Below are 14,732 nucleotides of genomic sequence, written 5' to 3'. Positions count from 1 at the left end.
CGGCTTCCGGGGTACGGGGCGATCGTCACCAACTGCGGGGTCGACCGCTCGCGTGCCCGCGGCGCCTCGCGGTGGGGCTCCCACATGCGCCTGCACGTCTCGGCCGGGCTCGGCACCTCGCCGTACGCGCCGGTCCGATTCGGCTGCCGACCCGAGGCGAGCCTGCTCGAACTGGTGCCCCGCGACGTCGCGGGCACCGACGCGACGACGCGGGCGGGCGCGCCGGCGAGCACCCGGCCCCCGTCCCGTCCTGCCGGGAGCGCCAGGTAGGCTCGTTCCCAGAGCAAGCGAGGTCGCTCGAGTGCTCGGGGTGTGGCGCAGCTTGGTAGCGCGCCTCGTTCGGGACGAGGAGGTCGTGGGTTCGAATCCCGCCACCCCGACCATGGAGGCCCCGGTCCGGTCGGACCGGGGCCTTCGTCGTGTCCGGCGTGAGTGGTGGCCGGAGCCCGCCTGCGACGGCGACGGGCTGACACTCTCGGGTCGACATCGCGCGAGGCTCTGTGCGCCGTGCCGGGAAATCCGCCACGATTCGGTCACCGCGCGGTAACGGTGACCGCGCCCCCGGCGATACCTCGGACGGGTGACGCTCGACCCGAGCGCGCGCACCGCGAAACCGGACGACGGGGACGAGATGGCCAACCACCGGACACCAGACGGAGTCACCGGCCGCTATACGGCGGTCGACTCGGCCGTTCGGACGATGCACACCGCCCCACAGTCACCCTTCGCGACGTCCGCCTGGACGTACGGCCCGCCTGCTCCCGCGATTCCCGCTCCCCGGACGGCGACCCCCACCTGGCTCCCCCGCGTCGCCGACGCCCCCGCCGACGTCACCGCGCCGGCGAGGCCCACCGCGTCGCGACCGATGCCCGTCGTGCCCGCCCAGCGTCGGCCCGCTCCCGCACCCGCACCCACGGACTCCGTCGACGCCGCCGAGGCGGCCCACCGCAGCGCGCCGGACGACATCGCCGCCCGGGCCACGACCACGCTCATCCCCAGTTCGCCCGGCGCGCGTCGGGCCTCCGGCCCGGTGTTCGTCGACGGCAGCGGCCGTCGGGCGCGACGGTTCAAGGGGGTCGCCGCGGCGGCCGCCGCCCTCGCCGCGGGGTACGTCGGCGTCGTCGTCACCGGGGCGCTCGCCGGGGCCACCGGCCCGGCCGTCGGCGCGGTCCCCGTCGCCTCGGGCGCCTCGCTCGCCCCCTCGCTGCCGGCGACGCCCGCGATCGTGCCCACCCCGGTCATCGCGACGCCCTCCGAGATCACGACGAAGCCCGCGCGCCCGACGACCACCACGAAGAAGAAGACCACCGCCAGGGTCACGCCGAAGAAGGTCGCGCCGAAGGTCGTCGCGCCGAAGGCGCCGGCCCCCGCCGTCCCGGCGCACGCCGTCGTGCCCGCACCGGTCGCGCCCGCCGCTCCCGTGACGCCGCCCGTCACCGGGAACACCACACCGAAGACCGGGGCCGGCCAGAACACCGTGCCCCAGCGGCCGAACGCCGCGCAGCAGAACCCCGCGACGCCGGCGAAGACCCTGACCACGTGAGCGGCCGCTAGTGCGCGTCGCGCTGCGTGCGGCCCTGGGCGGGGTCGTGCTGATGGTCCTGCTGGTCGCCTGCTCGGTCGTGCCGTCGCCGGGCACGGCGCCCGCCGTCGAGTCGACCCCGGTCGCGGCCGCGGAACCACCGAGCGACGCCGAGACGCCGGAACCCGCCCCCGTGCGCGAGGGCACGCGTGCCCCGGACGGCCCGCTGCCGACGGTCCGCGTCGCGCCCTACGTCGACCTGACCACCCCGCCGCTGCCCGACCTCGGCGCGCTCGCGACCGCCTCCGGACAGTCCGACGTCGTGCTCGCGTTCGTCCTCGCGGGGAACTCCTGCACGCCGACCTGGGGCGGGACGACGCCGATGGACGACCCCGCGGTGCAGCACTCGATCGCGGGGCTCACGGCCCGCGGGGGCACCACGACGGTGTCCTCGGGCGGCGCCGTCGGGACCTACCTGGAGACCCGCTGTCCCGACGCGCGATCCCTCGCGACCGCCTACGGCAAGGCCCTCGACGCGGTCGGCACGGACCACCTCGACGTGGACGTGGAGACCGACACCGGGCGGGCGATCCCGGTCGAGCGCATCGCCGACGCACTGGCGTTGCTGCAGAAAGAGCGCGGCGCGCGGATCACGCTGACCGTGCAGGTCGAGGACGCCTCGTCCGGCATGACGTCCACCGCAAGGGACCTCGTCCGCGCGGTGTCCGACCGCGGCGTCGCGGTGCGGGTCAACCTCATGGTCATGAACTTCGCGGCGAGCGGCTCCTGGTCGGAGGCGATGCTCGACGCGGCGGCCGCATCCACCCGCACCCTCGAGACGATGTGGCCGGGCAGCGACCCGGCCGACGTCGCCGCCCGCGTCGGGGTGACGCTCATGCTCGGACGCAACGACACCGAGGCGACGACGACCCTCGCCGACGCCCGGGCGGTGGTCGAAGGCGCCCGGGCCGCCGGCTACGGGTACGTCGGCGCGTGGTCGTTGGCCCGGGACAACGGCGGGTGCCCCGGGACCGCGACCGAGGCCGACGACTGCAGCGGCATCGACCAGTCCCGGTGGGCGTTCACCCGCGCGCTGCAGGGCTTCCGCTGAGCTGGGGCCGGACCCTCAGTTCCCGGTGGTGAGGACCATCCGGAAGCGCGCGTCGTTCGCCATCATCTTCTCGTAGGCCTCGGCCGCCTTCTCCAACGGCATCGTCTCGATCATCGGGCGCACGCCGGTGATCCGGGAGAAGTTCAGGGTGTCCTCGGAGTCCTTCGAGGTGCCCGAGGGGTGGCCGGCCACTGCGGCCGCAGGCCCGATCAGCGACATCGCGTCGATCGTCAGCGGCGTTTCGGCCGCGCCGAGCACCACCAACTGACCGCGCGGCGCCAGGCCCGGCACCATCGCGGAGACGGCCTCGCCGCTCGTGGCCGTCGCGAGGATGGTCACCGCCCCGCCCATCTCGGCCAGCGCGGCGCCGGGGTCGGTCGCCTGCGAGTCGATGTGGTGGTGGGCGCCGAGCTGCTTCGCGAGGTCGGCCTTCTCGGTGCCGCGGGAGATCGCGACGACCTCGCAGCCCATCCGGGCGGCGTACTGGATCGCCAGGTGGCCGAGGCCGCCGATGCCGAGCACGGCCACGCGGTCGCCGGGGCGGGCCGGGCTCGAGCGCAGTGCGTGGAAGGTCGTCACCCCGGCGCAGAGCAGCGGAGCCGCGTCCTCGGCCGAGAGCTCGTCGGGGACCCGCGCCAGCGCGTCGGCCGGGACGACGAGCGCGTCCGCGTAGCCGCCGTCGAAGGTCACTCCGGGGATGCGCCCGTTCGCGCAGGTGATGAAGTCACCGCGCCGGCAGGACTCGCAGTGGTAGCAGGCCCCGCCGAACCAGCCGACGCCCACGCGGTCCCCGGGCGAGAACCCGGCGCGCACACCCGGGCCCAGCGCGTCGACGACCCCGACGACCTCGTGGCCCGGGATGATCGGGAAGGGCGTCGCGTCCCCCATCACGCCCTCCTTGGCGAACATGTCCGAGTGACAGACCCCGCAGGCCTGCACCGTCACCCGGACCTCGCCCTCGCCGGGCTCGGGGAGGTCCCGCTCGACCAGCTCGAAGTCCGCCCCGGCCTTCGGCACCTGCACTGCGCGCACGTCGTCACTCCACCTCTCGCGAACGGCGCCGGGACCGGCGCCGTCAGGTGCGTACCCGCGCATGGTCGGACCGACCCACGGCGGCGGGGGCCGGCACTGTCGCGATCACCACGCGCCACGATGACCGCCGGGTAAGGTGTTGCCCACCCGCGTCGCCGCCTCGGAGGCCGTGCGGGCTCACGACGCGGGAGGTGCACCGTGGAGTCCCCGTCCGTCTCCGCCGCGTCCCCCTCGGACCCGCCCGGTGCGGCCGGCCCCGGAGGCACGCCGCGACCAGCGGGCTCGGCGGGCATCCCTCAGCCGCCGTTGTCGGAGCCGCCGAACAACACGGGTCTGCCCGACTCCGGCGACCGTCCCCTCGTCGTCCTCGTCGACGCCCCCAGCGTGCTCGAGCGCCGGCTCATCGAACGGTGGCTCGCGAGCGCGTCCTCGGCGAACGGGCGCCCCCTCGAGACGGTCCCCGTCGAGGGCGAGCAGCTCGCCGCCAGGCTGACCCGGGGCGACAACGCCCTGCTGGTGCCCGTGCGGCTGGTCTGGGAGCCGGCGCGCCCGGCGCCCCAGAAGCCGCTCCTGCGCCTGATCGACGCCGTGACGCGCCGCTCCAAGCTGCGCGAGCGAGCACGGGCCGCGCGCGCCCAACAGAGCCGCACCGACCGGACCCGGCACCGGATCGTCGTCGGCCGGCCGGCGACCGCGCGGGAACTGCTCGTCCGGCAGCGCCGCGAGCGGACGGGCACGAACACCGAGGACTTCGTCCGCTTCGTCTCCCAGCAGGCCAAGCTCGCGCTCGACCGCGCCGAGCGCAGCGTGCTCGGCAACCGGTCCAAGGTGCCGCGGGAGGTCAGCGACCAGATCGTCGGCGGCGCGCACTTCGCCCGGGAGGTCCGGCGCCTGGCCGACGAGACCGGGCGCTCGGAGCCCGACGTCGCCGCCGAGGCGGAGAAGGACCTGCAGAGCCTCGTCGCGGCGATGGACCCGACCGCGGTCGACATGTTCTCCGGGGTCCTGCGCCCGATGCACGACCACGCGTGGGAGGTGCACGCGGACACCAGCGGGCTGGAGCCGCTGCGCCAGCTGAACGCCGAGCACGCGCTCGTGTTCCTGCCCTCGCACCGCTCCTACACCGACCCGTTCGTGCTGGCCGAGGTGCTCCGCGAGAACGACTTCCCGCGCAACCACGTGCTCGGCGGCAACAACCTGCGCATCTGGGGTCTGGAGGCGCTGGCCCGGCGGAGCGGGATCATCTTCATCCGCCGCAGCTTCGGCAAGGACCTCGTCTACAAGGCCGTCGTCCGCGAGTACTTCTCGTGGCTGGCGGCCAAGCGGTTCAACCTCGAGTGGTACATGGAGGGCGGTCGCTCGCGGACCGGCAAGCTGCGCCCGCCGAAGTACGGGCTGCTCTCCGACGTCGCGCACGCGGTGGAGACCCACCGCACCTCGGACGTCTACCTGGTCCCCGTGTCGATCATGCACGACCAGCTGCAGGAAGTGCACCAGATGGCCGCCGAGCAGACCGGCACGGCCAAGACCCCGGAGGGCGTGCGCTGGCTCGCCGGCTACGCGCGCGCCCAGCGGCGGCCCAACGGCGCCCTGCACGTGAGCTTCGGGGAGCCGCTCTCCCTGCGTCAGGCGCTCTCCACCGCGGGCGACCCCGCGCTGGAGCGCGACCCCGACGACGTGGACGACGACGCCACCGACGCGGCGGCGCGGCGGCTCGCTCTCCAGAAGACCGCGTTCGAGGTCTTCGTGCGCATCAACCGGGCCACCCCGGTGACGCCGATCGCCCTCGCCGCCCTGGCCCTGCTCGGCGTCCGCGACCGCGCGCTCACGCTCTCCCAGGTGCGCCGGGTGCTCGAGCCGGTCCTGGACTACGCCGAGGCCCGCAAACTGCCGCACACCGGCGTGGAGGCGCTGCGCACCAACGGCGGCGTCGCGGAGGCCCTGCTCGCGCTGCGTCAGGAGAAGGTGGTCACGGCCTACACCGAGGGCACCGAGCCGGTCTTCTCCGTGGAGTCCGGCCACCACATCGTCGCCGCCTTCTACCGCAACGCCGCGATCCACCATTTCGTCAACCGGGCGATCGTGGAGCTGTCGGTGCTGGAGGTCGACGACGACGAGGAGGGCCGGGAGGCCCTGGCCGCGGGCTTCACCCACGCCCTGAAGCTGCGCGACCTGCTCAAGTACGAGTTCTTCTTCCCCGACAAGGACACCTTCCGCAACGAGCTGACGGCCGAGCTGTCGCTGATCGACCCGGACTGGACCGAGCGGGACCGCCGGGTGTCGCGCACGAAGGAGATCCTGCTCGCGAGCCCGTTCCTGTGCGCCCACCGCGTGCTGCGCTCGTTCGTGGACGCGCAGTGGCTCTTCGCGGAGCGACTCGCGGCCTGGGACGTGGCGCGCCCGGTGGAGGAGTCGGAGCTGTTCGACGACTGCTCGGCGGTCGGCCAGCAGCTGCTGCTCCAGGGCAGGCTGCACGGCCCGGAAGCGTTGTCGCGGGAGTTGTTCGCATCAGCACTGCGTCTGGCGGGCAATAGAGGACTCGTGGAGGTTCCCACCCCGGCGTCCGCCGCCGACCCGGATACCGGAGACGCAGCGGAGCGGAGCTCGACCATCGAGACTGCGCGGGCGGATCTCGCCGCGCGGCGCCGGGCGTTCGCCGACGAGGTCCGCGCCGTCGTCGGCCGCGTCGTCCGCATCGACGAGACCGATGCCCGCAACCGACAGGAGAGCACCGGTGTCAGACCCTGACTCCTCCCGGACCGTGGGACTCCCCCGGGCCGCCGACGACGCCCCCCTCGCCGGGGGCGCGGCCGCGCAACTGCTCGAGGACGTCCGGACCAGTCCCGAGGGCCCGGAGGTCGGCGCCTTCTTCGACTTCGACGGCACGGTGATCGCCGGGTACTCGGTGATGGCGTTCATGCGCCACCACGTGCGCAATCTCGACGTCCAGCTCGGCACGACGCTGCGCACCCTCGCCGCCGGCACACAGCGGCTGGAGACCGAGGAGGACTTCCGCAAGTTCCTCGGGATCACGGGGCGCACCTGGGCCGGGCGGACGCCCGAGGAGCTGGAGAAGCTCGGCCAGGACCTGTTCCGCGACGAGATCGGGCCGTCGGTCTACCCGGAGGCCTGGCGCCTGGTGCGCGCGCACCTCGAGCGCGGCCACACGGTCGTGCTGGCCTCGTCGGCGACCCGCTTCCAGGTCGGGCCCGCCGCGAAGGCCCTCGGGATCGAGCACACGCTCTACACCGCGCTCGAGGTCGACGGGGACGGCAAGCTGACCGGCCACCCCGAGGGGCGGACGCCCTACGGCGAGGGCAAGGCCGCCGCCGTCAAGGACTTCGCCGCGGCGCACCAGGTCGACCTCGACGCCAGCTTCGCCTACTCCAACGGCAACGAGGACGTCCCGTTCCTCGCCACCGTCGGCCGCCCCACCGCGGTCAACCCGTCCGGTGGCCTGCGCCGCGCGGCGGCGGAGCGCGGCTGGCCGGTGGTCGACTTCGCGGGCCGACCCTGGGCGGGCCCCCTCGAGGTGGCGCGCACCGCGGGGACCTACGCCGGGATGATGGGGGGCTTCGCGACGGGGCTCGGGCTGGGCATGCTCGGCGGGTCACGGCGCGCGGGGCTCAACCTCGGGATCGGGCTCGGCGGGGACCTGTCGCTGCTGGCCTCGGGCGTGCAGCTCGACGTGCACGGCGCCCACCACATCTGGGACTCCCAGCCCGCGGTGTTCCTGTTCAACCACCAGAGCCAGCTCGACGTCCTCGTCCTCGGCGGGCTGCTGCGCGGCAACTTCGCGCCGGTGGCGAAGAAGGAGCTGGCGTCCAACCCGCTGTTCGGGCCGCTCATGCGCCTGCTCGAGACCGCCTTCATCGACCGGGCCGACAACGCCCAGGCCCGCAAGGCCCTCGAGCCCGCCGTCGAGCGGCTGCGCTCGGGCGTCTCGGTGGTCATCGCCCCGGAGGGCACGCGGTCGGCGACGCCGAGCCCGGGCCCGTTCAAGAAGGGCGCCTTCCACCTGGCGATGCAGGCCGGGGTGCCCGTGGTCCCGCTGGTGTTCCGCAACACCGGCGAGCTGATGGGCCGCAACGCGATGATCATCCACCCGGGCGTGGTGCAGGTGGCCGTGCTGCCGCCCATCGACGTGTCGGACTGGGGCCCCGACGACCTCGACGAGCGGGTCGAGAGCGTCCGCCGGCTCTACCTGGACACCCTCGCCCACTGGCCCGGCGAGGACTGAGCTCAGCGCCCGACGAACCTCGGCGGGCGCTTCTCCTCGCGGGCACGGCGGCCCTCCACGAGGTCCTCGCTGGCCCAGCACGCCGCGAAGGCCCCGCCCACCGCGTCCAGCGTCTCGGGATCGCGCTGGTCCTCGAGCAGCCGGTTCGCGGCGAGCTTGTTGTAGGCGAGCGTGAGCGGGGCGAGCGCGGCGATCTCGGTGGCCCAGGCGAGCGCGTCCTCGGGGGACCCGGTCCGATCGATCAGCCCGTACTTGTCGGCCTCGGCGAACTCGAGGCGCTCGCACGCCAGCAGCATCCGCCGCGCGGGGCCTCCCCCGACGAGCAGCGCGAGGCGCCGGACGGTCCACGGGTCCACGGCGAGCCCGAGCGCCGCCGTCGGGAGCCCGAAGACCGCGCGCTCCGACCCGACCCGCAGGTCGGCGGCGATCGCGAGCTGGGTGCCCGCACCGATGGCCGCGCCCTGCACCGCGGCGATCACCGGGACGGGTACCGCCACGACCCGCTGCAACATGGCGTAGAGCGCGTCGAGGAACCCCGCGTCGCCGACGGTGTCGAGGTCGGCGCCGGAGCAGAACGCGGTGCCCTCCCCGGTGAGCACGACGACCCGGGTGCCGCCGGCGACGGCATCGTCGAGCGCGGCGTGCAGGTCGCGGCAGTGGGCGGTGTTCAGGGCGTTGCGCCGGTCGTGGCGGGCGATCCGCAGTTCGGTGACGGCGCCGTGGGAGTGGGACTCGATCACGACACGGCAGTCTGCCCCAGCGCGTGCCGGTAGGCCGCCGCGAGCCGCTCGGTCGCCGAGGGCCCGTCGGGCACCGGCGCGCCGAGGTGGCGCGCGCGCAGCTCGGCGGCGAAGTCCGCCCAGAGCTCCGGGCCGCCCTGCTCGAGCAGCTCGGCGCGCACCCGCAGCGGCTCGGTGGTCTCCCGGTGCCGCATCCCCCACGACCCCAGCGCCGCGAACACCGGCACGAGCGCGATCGCGGGCTCGGTGAGGCTGTAGGTCGCGCGGCGACCACGCCCGGCGTCCTCGCGGGTCAGCAGTCCGGCCGCGACCAGGTGACGGAGCCGGTCGGCCAGGATGTTCGAGGCGATGCCCTCCTCGTTGCCGGTGAGCAGCTCGCGGAAGTGCCGCCTGCCGCCGAAGACGATGTCGCGCAGCACGAGCAGGGTCCAGCGGTCCCCGAAGGCCTCGACGGCCTGGTTGATCGGACAGCCCGACCGAGGTTCGCGCTCCATAGTGCTTGCAGATTACCACCACTTCGCTCTACCGTTCGAGGCCCGATTGCAGAACACCACCACTCCCGAGGAGGCCACCGTGGCCCGTCTCCGCGTCCACGCCTTCACCCTGTCCCTCGACGGGTACGCCGCGGGCCCGAACCAGCGCCTCGACGCGCCCATGGGCGACGGCCGCGACGGGCTGCACGACTGGATGTTCGCGACGCGCTTCTTCCACGAGCTCTCGGGCGAGGAGGGCGGCACCACCGGCCCGGACGACGACGAGGCGCGCGTCGGCTTCGAGGGCATCGGGGCCACGATCATGGGCCGGAACATGTTCGGGCCGGTCCGCGGTCCCTGGCCGGACCACTCGTGGACCGGCTGGTGGGGGCCGAACCCGCCGTATCACCACGACGTCTTCGTCATGACCCACCACCCGCGGCCGGACCTGGAGATGGAGGGCGGCACGACCTTCCACTTCGTCGACGCCTCCCCGGAGAAGACCCTCGAGCTCGCGGTCGACGCCGCGGGAGGCCAGGACGTCCGCCTCGGCGGCGGGGTGTCGACCGTGCAGCAGTTCCTGGCCGAGGGGCTCGTCGACGAGATGCACCTCGTCGTCTCGCCGCTCCTCATCGGAGCGGGCGAGCGGCTGCTCGACGGCCCGCTGCCCGGCTACCGGCTGGAGCCGTTCATCCCCTCCGAGACCGTCCTGCACGCCCGCGTCGTGCGCGCGTGAGCACCGTCGTCCGGCCCGACGGGACCACCCTCGCCGTGGAGACCCTGGGCTCCGACGACGACCCCGTGCTGCTCCTGATCGCCGGGGCCGGCTGGTCGCGGGACTGGTGGGACGACGAGCTCTGCGACCGGCTCGTCGGAGCCGGTCTGCGGGTGGTGCGCTACGACCACCGCGACACCGGGGAGTCGACGCACTGGCCGGTGGGCGCCCCCGGATACACCGGCGCGGACCTCCTGGCGGACGCGGTCGCGGTCCTCGACGCCCTCGGCGCAGACCGCGCCCACCTCGTCGGGCTCTCGCTGGGCGGCGCCATCGCCCAGGAGATCGCGCTGGCGACCCCGCAGCGGGTCGCGAGCCTCACCCTGATCGCGACCACCGCCGTCGACCCCCGGGTCGGTGCGCTGCCCGGCGTGACCCCGGAGCTGTCGGCGCTGTTCGCGCAGGAGGCCCCGGAGCCCGACCGGAGCGACCCGGTGGCGGCCGCCGAGGCGCTCGTCGCGGGGGAACGACCCTTCGCGGGGCCCGATGCGTTCGACGAGGCGCGGGTGCGGGCGATCGCCCGGCGCGTGGTGGCCCGGAGCCGGGACCTCGCGGCGAGCGCGAACCACTTCCTGCTCGCCGGCGACCGCACGGCCGGGCCCGACGACCTGTCCGCCCTTGCCGGTCTGCCCGTCCTCGTGGTGCACGGCGCCGTCGACCCGCTCTTCCCCGTCGAGCACGGGCGGGCGCTTGCCGCGATGATCCCCGGCGCGCGGCTGCTCGAGATCGAGGGCATGGGCCACCAGCTGCCGCCCGCGTCGTCGTGGGACGGCGTGGTGGACGCGATCACCGCTCAGACGCGGGTGGCCAGCACACCCCAGTGACCCGATCCGGTCTGCGCAGGCCCGGGCGCGGCCGGCAGGCCCGGGGCCCAGTGCGGCGCCGACACCCACCCCGGCGGCACGACGTCCCAGCCGGACAGCCAGGGCGCCATCGCGCCCGGATCCCGCAACTGCGGCGGGTAGTAGAGGCCCCGGTGGGCGTAGGCCACCCACTCGGCGATGTCCGGACGGGCGAGGTCGGTCATCGCGCTGACGGCGAGCGCACTGCCCGGCACGGTGGCATCACGGATCGCGTGGACGGACCGCTCGACCGCGGGCGCCGCGGCGTAGTGCAGAACGCCGAGGGCGAGGACCGCGACCGGGCGCGCCAGGTCGATCGTCGCGCGGACGACCGGGTCGGCGAGCACACCCGCCGCGTCGCCCACGTCCCCGCGGACCACGGCCACCCCGTCGATCCCCGCGACGAGGCGGCGTGCGTGGTGGACCGTCCGTGCCTCGACGTCGACATAGACCACCCGCGGACGCACCCCGGCCGCGCCCGCCACCTCGTGCACCGGGCGCACCGTCGGGAGGCCCGAGCCGAGCTCGAGGAACTGGTCGACGCCGCGCCCGGCGAGGTGCGTCACCACCGCCCGGGAGAACACCCGCAGGTCGAGGCACATCTGGGGCAGGCCGGGGAACACGTCCAGCGCGGCCTCGGTGAACTCGCGGTCGACCTCGGTGTACTCCGTGCCCCCGATCATGAAGTCGAAGGTGCGCGCCATGCTCGGCACGCCGTCGTCGGCCGCCCCGTCCGCCACCCGGCATCCCCCCACCGGCTCGTCATCGCCCCCAGGATCCTCTCATCGGCGCTACCCGGGGCGGCTCGGCAGGCTTCCGCCCTCCAGCACCTCGATGACCCGCGGACGCAGCTCGGGCGCCGAGATCACCGCGTCGACCGACCCGACCTCGACGGCCCGGTGGATGCTGTGCACGCCGTCGAACTCGGCCGCGACCGCGCCGAGGTACTCGGCCCGCACCGCCGAGCGGACCTCGCGCCACCGCGCCGCGATCGACGCCCGGTCCCCCTCGTCCGCCGCGCGCATCGCCTCGCTGAGCTCGGCGACCCGGGCATCGGCGTCGGTGCGCTTGTCGACCTCGGCGGCGAACACCACCGCGGCGGCCGGGGCCCCGCCGATGACCGAGGCGAACGACCCCTCGACGGCGAGCACCGTCATCCGCGGGTTGAGCGCGCGGGAGAACACCACGAACGCCCCGCCGTGGTATCGGGAGATCACGCAGAACACGATCGGCCCGTCGAAGTTCACCACCGCGCGACCGATCTCGGCGCCGTACTCGAGCTGGACGTTGCGCATCGAGTCCGGGGAGCCGTCGAAGCCGGAGAGGTTCGCCAGCACGACCACCGGCCGGTTGCCGCTGGCCGCGTTGATGGCGCGGGCGGCCTTCTTCGACGACTTCGGGAACAGCGTGCCCGCGGTGTAGGTGTCCGGGCCGTCCGTGGGCGGGAAGCCGCGCCGCGGCACCGCCCGCGACTCGATGCCGAGCAGGCAGACGGGGTGGCCGCCGATGTGGGCGTCCAGCACGACGGCGGTGTCGGCGTCGGCCATGCCCGCCCACCGTTCCGGGGTCGGATGGTCGGCATCGGCGAGGGCCCGCATCACGGTGCGGATGTCGAACGCCTTCTTGCGGTCGGGGTTCGTGGTGGCCGAGAAGATCTCCCCGACCGTCGTGAAGCTGCTGTCCGCACAGTCGTGCGGCGCGGTGGTGATGTCGCGGTCGACGGGGTCGGTGGTGGCGACGCGTCGCGGGCCGGCCTCGCCGGGCACGGTGTAGGCGTGCTCGTAGTGCGCGAGGACCACGTCACGGGCGCTGCCCAGGTCGGGCGCCCAGTACTGGGCCTGACCGTTCGGCCCCATCACCCGGTCGTAGCCCCCGATGCCGAAGTTGTCCTCGGCCGACACCCCGCCGGAGAAGTCGAGTGACTGCTTCCCGGTGAGCACCATCGCCGAGTCGGGCGTCATGACCAGGATGCCCTTGGTGTGCATGAGCATCGTGGCCTCGGCGTTCCAGTACGGCTGCGCGCCTACATTGATGCCGGCGACGACGATGTTGATCTCGCCGCCCGCCTGGGTGAACCCGACGATCCGCTTGAGCGCGGCGGCCACCCAGTCCATGTTCTCAGTGCCGGACTCCATCGAGATCCGCGCGCCCGCCGAGAGCGCGAACCACTCGAGCGGCACGCCCTTGCGCTCGGCCAGGTCGAGTGCGGCGATCACCCGGGTGCACTCCGGCTCCGACAGGGCACCCAGCGCCTTCGTCGGGTCGCCCAGCAGCACCACGCGCTCGACGCCCTCGGGCACCAGCTCGGTTGGCGTGCTCACCACGCCGGCGACGATCGCGGCCGTGTTCCTGCCCCGCGGCCGGTCCACCGGCACCAGCGCGCCGGTGTCGTCGAGGTCGTGCTCGGCGAACCAGCCCTCGCCGGCCAGCATCCTGGTGAGCTCGTAGGGGTACACGGTGTCGCGGCGCGCCGCGCGCAGCACCTTCTGCCGGTAGTCGTCCAGCGGCTGCACCGGCTCGGCCGACGGCGGGTCCACCGAGAGGTGGACGCCGGAGCCGACGTCGCTGCTGATCGTGACGGCCAGGTCCGACAGCTCGCCCGTCTCCGGGTTGCGCTGCCGCCCCAGGAAGAGGACCTCCTCCAGGCCCGCGCCCGCCGTGGACGGCAGCACGCGCCGCGCGACCAGGTCCACCTCGTCCATGGTCAGCTCGCTCGGCGGCCAGACATAGATGACGATCCGGTTGGTGTCGAAGCGTTTCTGGGCCGGGCGCTGCACCTGGATGTTGCGGATCGCGTCGAGGCACGCGGCGAGCGCGTCCTCGGCCGCGGGCAGCGACACCAGCCGTCCGTCGGCCTCGCGCAGCGCCGTGAGGTCACGCACCTGCGCCATCGCGACCAGCCGCTCGTCGGCCGGGTTGGCCCGCGCGACGCACCTGAACAGGTACACCTCTTCGTCCGCCGACGGCAGCCGGGTGAGGTCGAACTCTCTCAGCCGCTCCAGCTGCATACGCTCGGCGACCCGCGGGTGCAGGCCCCGGATCAGCCGGTCCTCGCCGAACCCGGCCGGGCCGCGGCGGAAGGTGAAGTGATGGTGCATCAGGGCGCCGCCGCCCCCGGCCACCGTGGCGGTGATCCGGTCGACGCATCCGGGCAGCGGCTCGGCTGTGATCACCCCGCCGAGGCGAGCCGCCATCGTGTCCACGTCGGGCTGGCCGGCCCACCGCACATAGACGTCGGCGACCGCGTGCGTACCGGCCGGGACGTCCGCGGCCAGCTCGCCGACGGCGCGCACGGCGTCGGCCAGCTGACCGAAGTCGACGGCGGTGGTGATCACGCGGGCCGGCTCCACGTGCTCGGCGATGACGAATGTGCAGCCCGCGACGTCGCGCGAGCGGACGTCCGACAGGCCCTTGTTGCCGTAGTAGCGGCGGGTCAGCACCTCCAGCAGCGGCGCCGGGTCGGTGCCCGACCTGCCGATCCGCTGGCCGAGCAGCCGCACCAGCGGCTCGGACACGGCAACCATGGCGGCGATCCGCTCGGCACGGTCCGGCGAGTCCGGGTTCTGGTCGAGGTGACGCAGGTTCCGGCGTACCTGGGCGTAGACCTCGGCGCGACCTCGACGCAGCAGCGGCTGCGCGAACCAGCGGAACACCACACCTCGGGCGAGGTCACTCACCGCCGGGTAGCGCACCTGCGTCGCGGCGACGAGGTGCTCCAGCGCCAGGCCTGCCTCCTCGCGCAGTGACACGGCAGGCGGGGCCTCGGTGAGCCACTCGCGCAGCAGCGTCGAGACGACCGCGACGTCGGTGGAGGCCCGCTGCTGGGCCAGGAAGATGCGGAAGACCGCCTCCTCCAGGGCGGGAGTGCGCTCCAGGTCGGTGACGCCGTAGTGGCCGAGCACCCGCCGCAGCCTGCTCTGGAACGCCTCGGGCAGCCCGGCCCGCTCCACGTCGAGGCTCTGCAGGTAAGCGTGGAAGTACTCCCGGGGACTGTGCA

The 14,732-nt window shown here is 74.2% G+C and carries 11 protein-coding genes, 1 tRNA gene and 1 pseudogene; 8 read left to right on the top strand and 5 right to left on the bottom strand.

The window, feature by feature from the left end:
• From VGI02_RS26100 to VGI02_RS26085, 4 genes and pseudogenes are all read left to right on the top strand, one after another.
• Nucleotides 1-270 (top strand): annotated as a pseudogene (locus VGI02_RS26100) (metallophosphoesterase); the annotation flags it as partial.
• 36 nt (nucleotides 271-306) lie between these two features.
• Nucleotides 307-383: transfer RNA gene (locus VGI02_RS26095), tRNA-Pro, on the top strand.
• 482 nt (nucleotides 384-865) lie between these two features.
• The gene (locus VGI02_RS26090) at nucleotides 866-1,543 is read left to right on the top strand and encodes a hypothetical protein (RefSeq protein ID WP_331632466.1); all 678 of its coding nucleotides are present in this window, start codon (nucleotides 866-868) and stop codon (nucleotides 1,541-1,543) included.
• 10 nt (nucleotides 1,544-1,553) lie between these two features.
• Nucleotides 1,554-2,633 (top strand): carbohydrate-binding protein CenC, encoded by a 1,080-nt coding sequence (locus VGI02_RS26085; protein WP_331632464.1) that lies wholly within the window; start codon nucleotides 1,554-1,556, stop codon nucleotides 2,631-2,633.
• A gap of 15 nt (nucleotides 2,634-2,648) precedes the next feature.
• Here VGI02_RS26085 and VGI02_RS26080 read toward each other — a convergent pair whose 3' ends face one another.
• A complete protein-coding gene (locus VGI02_RS26080; protein ID WP_331632462.1) occupies nucleotides 2,649-3,665 on the bottom strand; it encodes an alcohol dehydrogenase in 1,017 nt (338 codons plus the stop codon).
• Between the two features lie 198 nt (nucleotides 3,666-3,863).
• On the opposite strand from VGI02_RS26080, the gene VGI02_RS26075 reads away from it, so the two are divergent.
• Nucleotides 3,864-6,413, top strand: coding sequence for a glycerol-3-phosphate 1-O-acyltransferase (locus VGI02_RS26075; RefSeq protein WP_331632461.1), 2,550 nt, complete (start codon nucleotides 3,864-3,866; stop codon nucleotides 6,411-6,413).
• Nucleotides 6,400-7,905, top strand: a complete 1,506-nt coding sequence (locus VGI02_RS26070) for an HAD-IB family hydrolase (protein WP_331632459.1) — start codon at nucleotides 6,400-6,402, stop codon at nucleotides 7,903-7,905. The genes VGI02_RS26075 and VGI02_RS26070 overlap by 14 nt, the downstream gene beginning before the upstream one ends.
• A gap of 2 nt (nucleotides 7,906-7,907) precedes the next feature.
• On the opposite strand, the gene VGI02_RS26065 is transcribed toward VGI02_RS26070, so the two are convergent.
• Nucleotides 7,908-8,645, bottom strand: coding sequence for an enoyl-CoA hydratase (locus VGI02_RS26065; RefSeq protein ID WP_331632457.1), 738 nt, complete (start codon nucleotides 8,643-8,645; stop codon nucleotides 7,908-7,910).
• Nucleotides 8,642-9,139 carry a winged helix-turn-helix transcriptional regulator gene (locus tag VGI02_RS26060; RefSeq protein ID WP_331632455.1) on the bottom strand — a complete coding sequence of 166 codons (498 nt, stop codon included), beginning with the start codon at nucleotides 9,137-9,139 and terminating at the stop codon, nucleotides 8,642-8,644. Before VGI02_RS26060 ends, VGI02_RS26065 begins: the two co-directional genes overlap by 4 nt.
• A gap of 79 nt (nucleotides 9,140-9,218) precedes the next feature.
• Between VGI02_RS26060 and VGI02_RS26055 the strand changes: the two genes are divergently transcribed.
• The gene (locus VGI02_RS26055; protein WP_331632453.1) at nucleotides 9,219-9,854 is read left to right on the top strand and encodes a dihydrofolate reductase family protein; all 636 of its coding nucleotides are present in this window, start codon (nucleotides 9,219-9,221) and stop codon (nucleotides 9,852-9,854) included.
• Entirely contained in the window at nucleotides 9,851-10,717 is an 867-nt protein-coding gene (locus VGI02_RS26050; protein WP_331632451.1) for an alpha/beta fold hydrolase, read from the top strand. The genes VGI02_RS26055 and VGI02_RS26050 overlap by 4 nt, the downstream gene beginning before the upstream one ends.
• Here VGI02_RS26050 and VGI02_RS26045 read toward each other — a convergent pair.
• Nucleotides 10,687-11,475, bottom strand: coding sequence for an SAM-dependent methyltransferase (locus VGI02_RS26045; protein WP_331632448.1), 789 nt, complete (start codon nucleotides 11,473-11,475; stop codon nucleotides 10,687-10,689). The two genes, VGI02_RS26050 and VGI02_RS26045, sit on opposite strands and share 31 nt — an antisense overlap.
• Before the next feature lie 51 nt (nucleotides 11,476-11,526).
• Nucleotides 11,527-14,732 (bottom strand): carboxyl transferase domain-containing protein (locus VGI02_RS26040; RefSeq protein WP_331632446.1); only part of this gene is annotated, 3,206 nt, incomplete at its 5' end.

This window comes from Actinomycetospora sp. (assembly GCF_036497245.1).
Lineage (GTDB): Bacteria > Actinomycetota > Actinomycetes > Mycobacteriales > Pseudonocardiaceae > Actinomycetospora.
Note: the sequence above shows the minus strand (reverse complement) of the source record. Positions and strands in the feature narration are given on the sequence as shown.

Excerpts from the sequence above, each read along its gene's own strand:
- VGI02_RS26090 (WP_331632466.1), top strand. The coding sequence starts at position 866 with ATGCCCGTCGTGCCCGCCCAGCGTCGGCCCGCTCCCGCACCCGCACCC.
- VGI02_RS26060 (WP_331632455.1), bottom strand. The coding sequence starts at position 9,139 with ATGGAGCGCGAACCTCGGTCGGGCTGTCCGATCAACCAGGCCGTCGAG.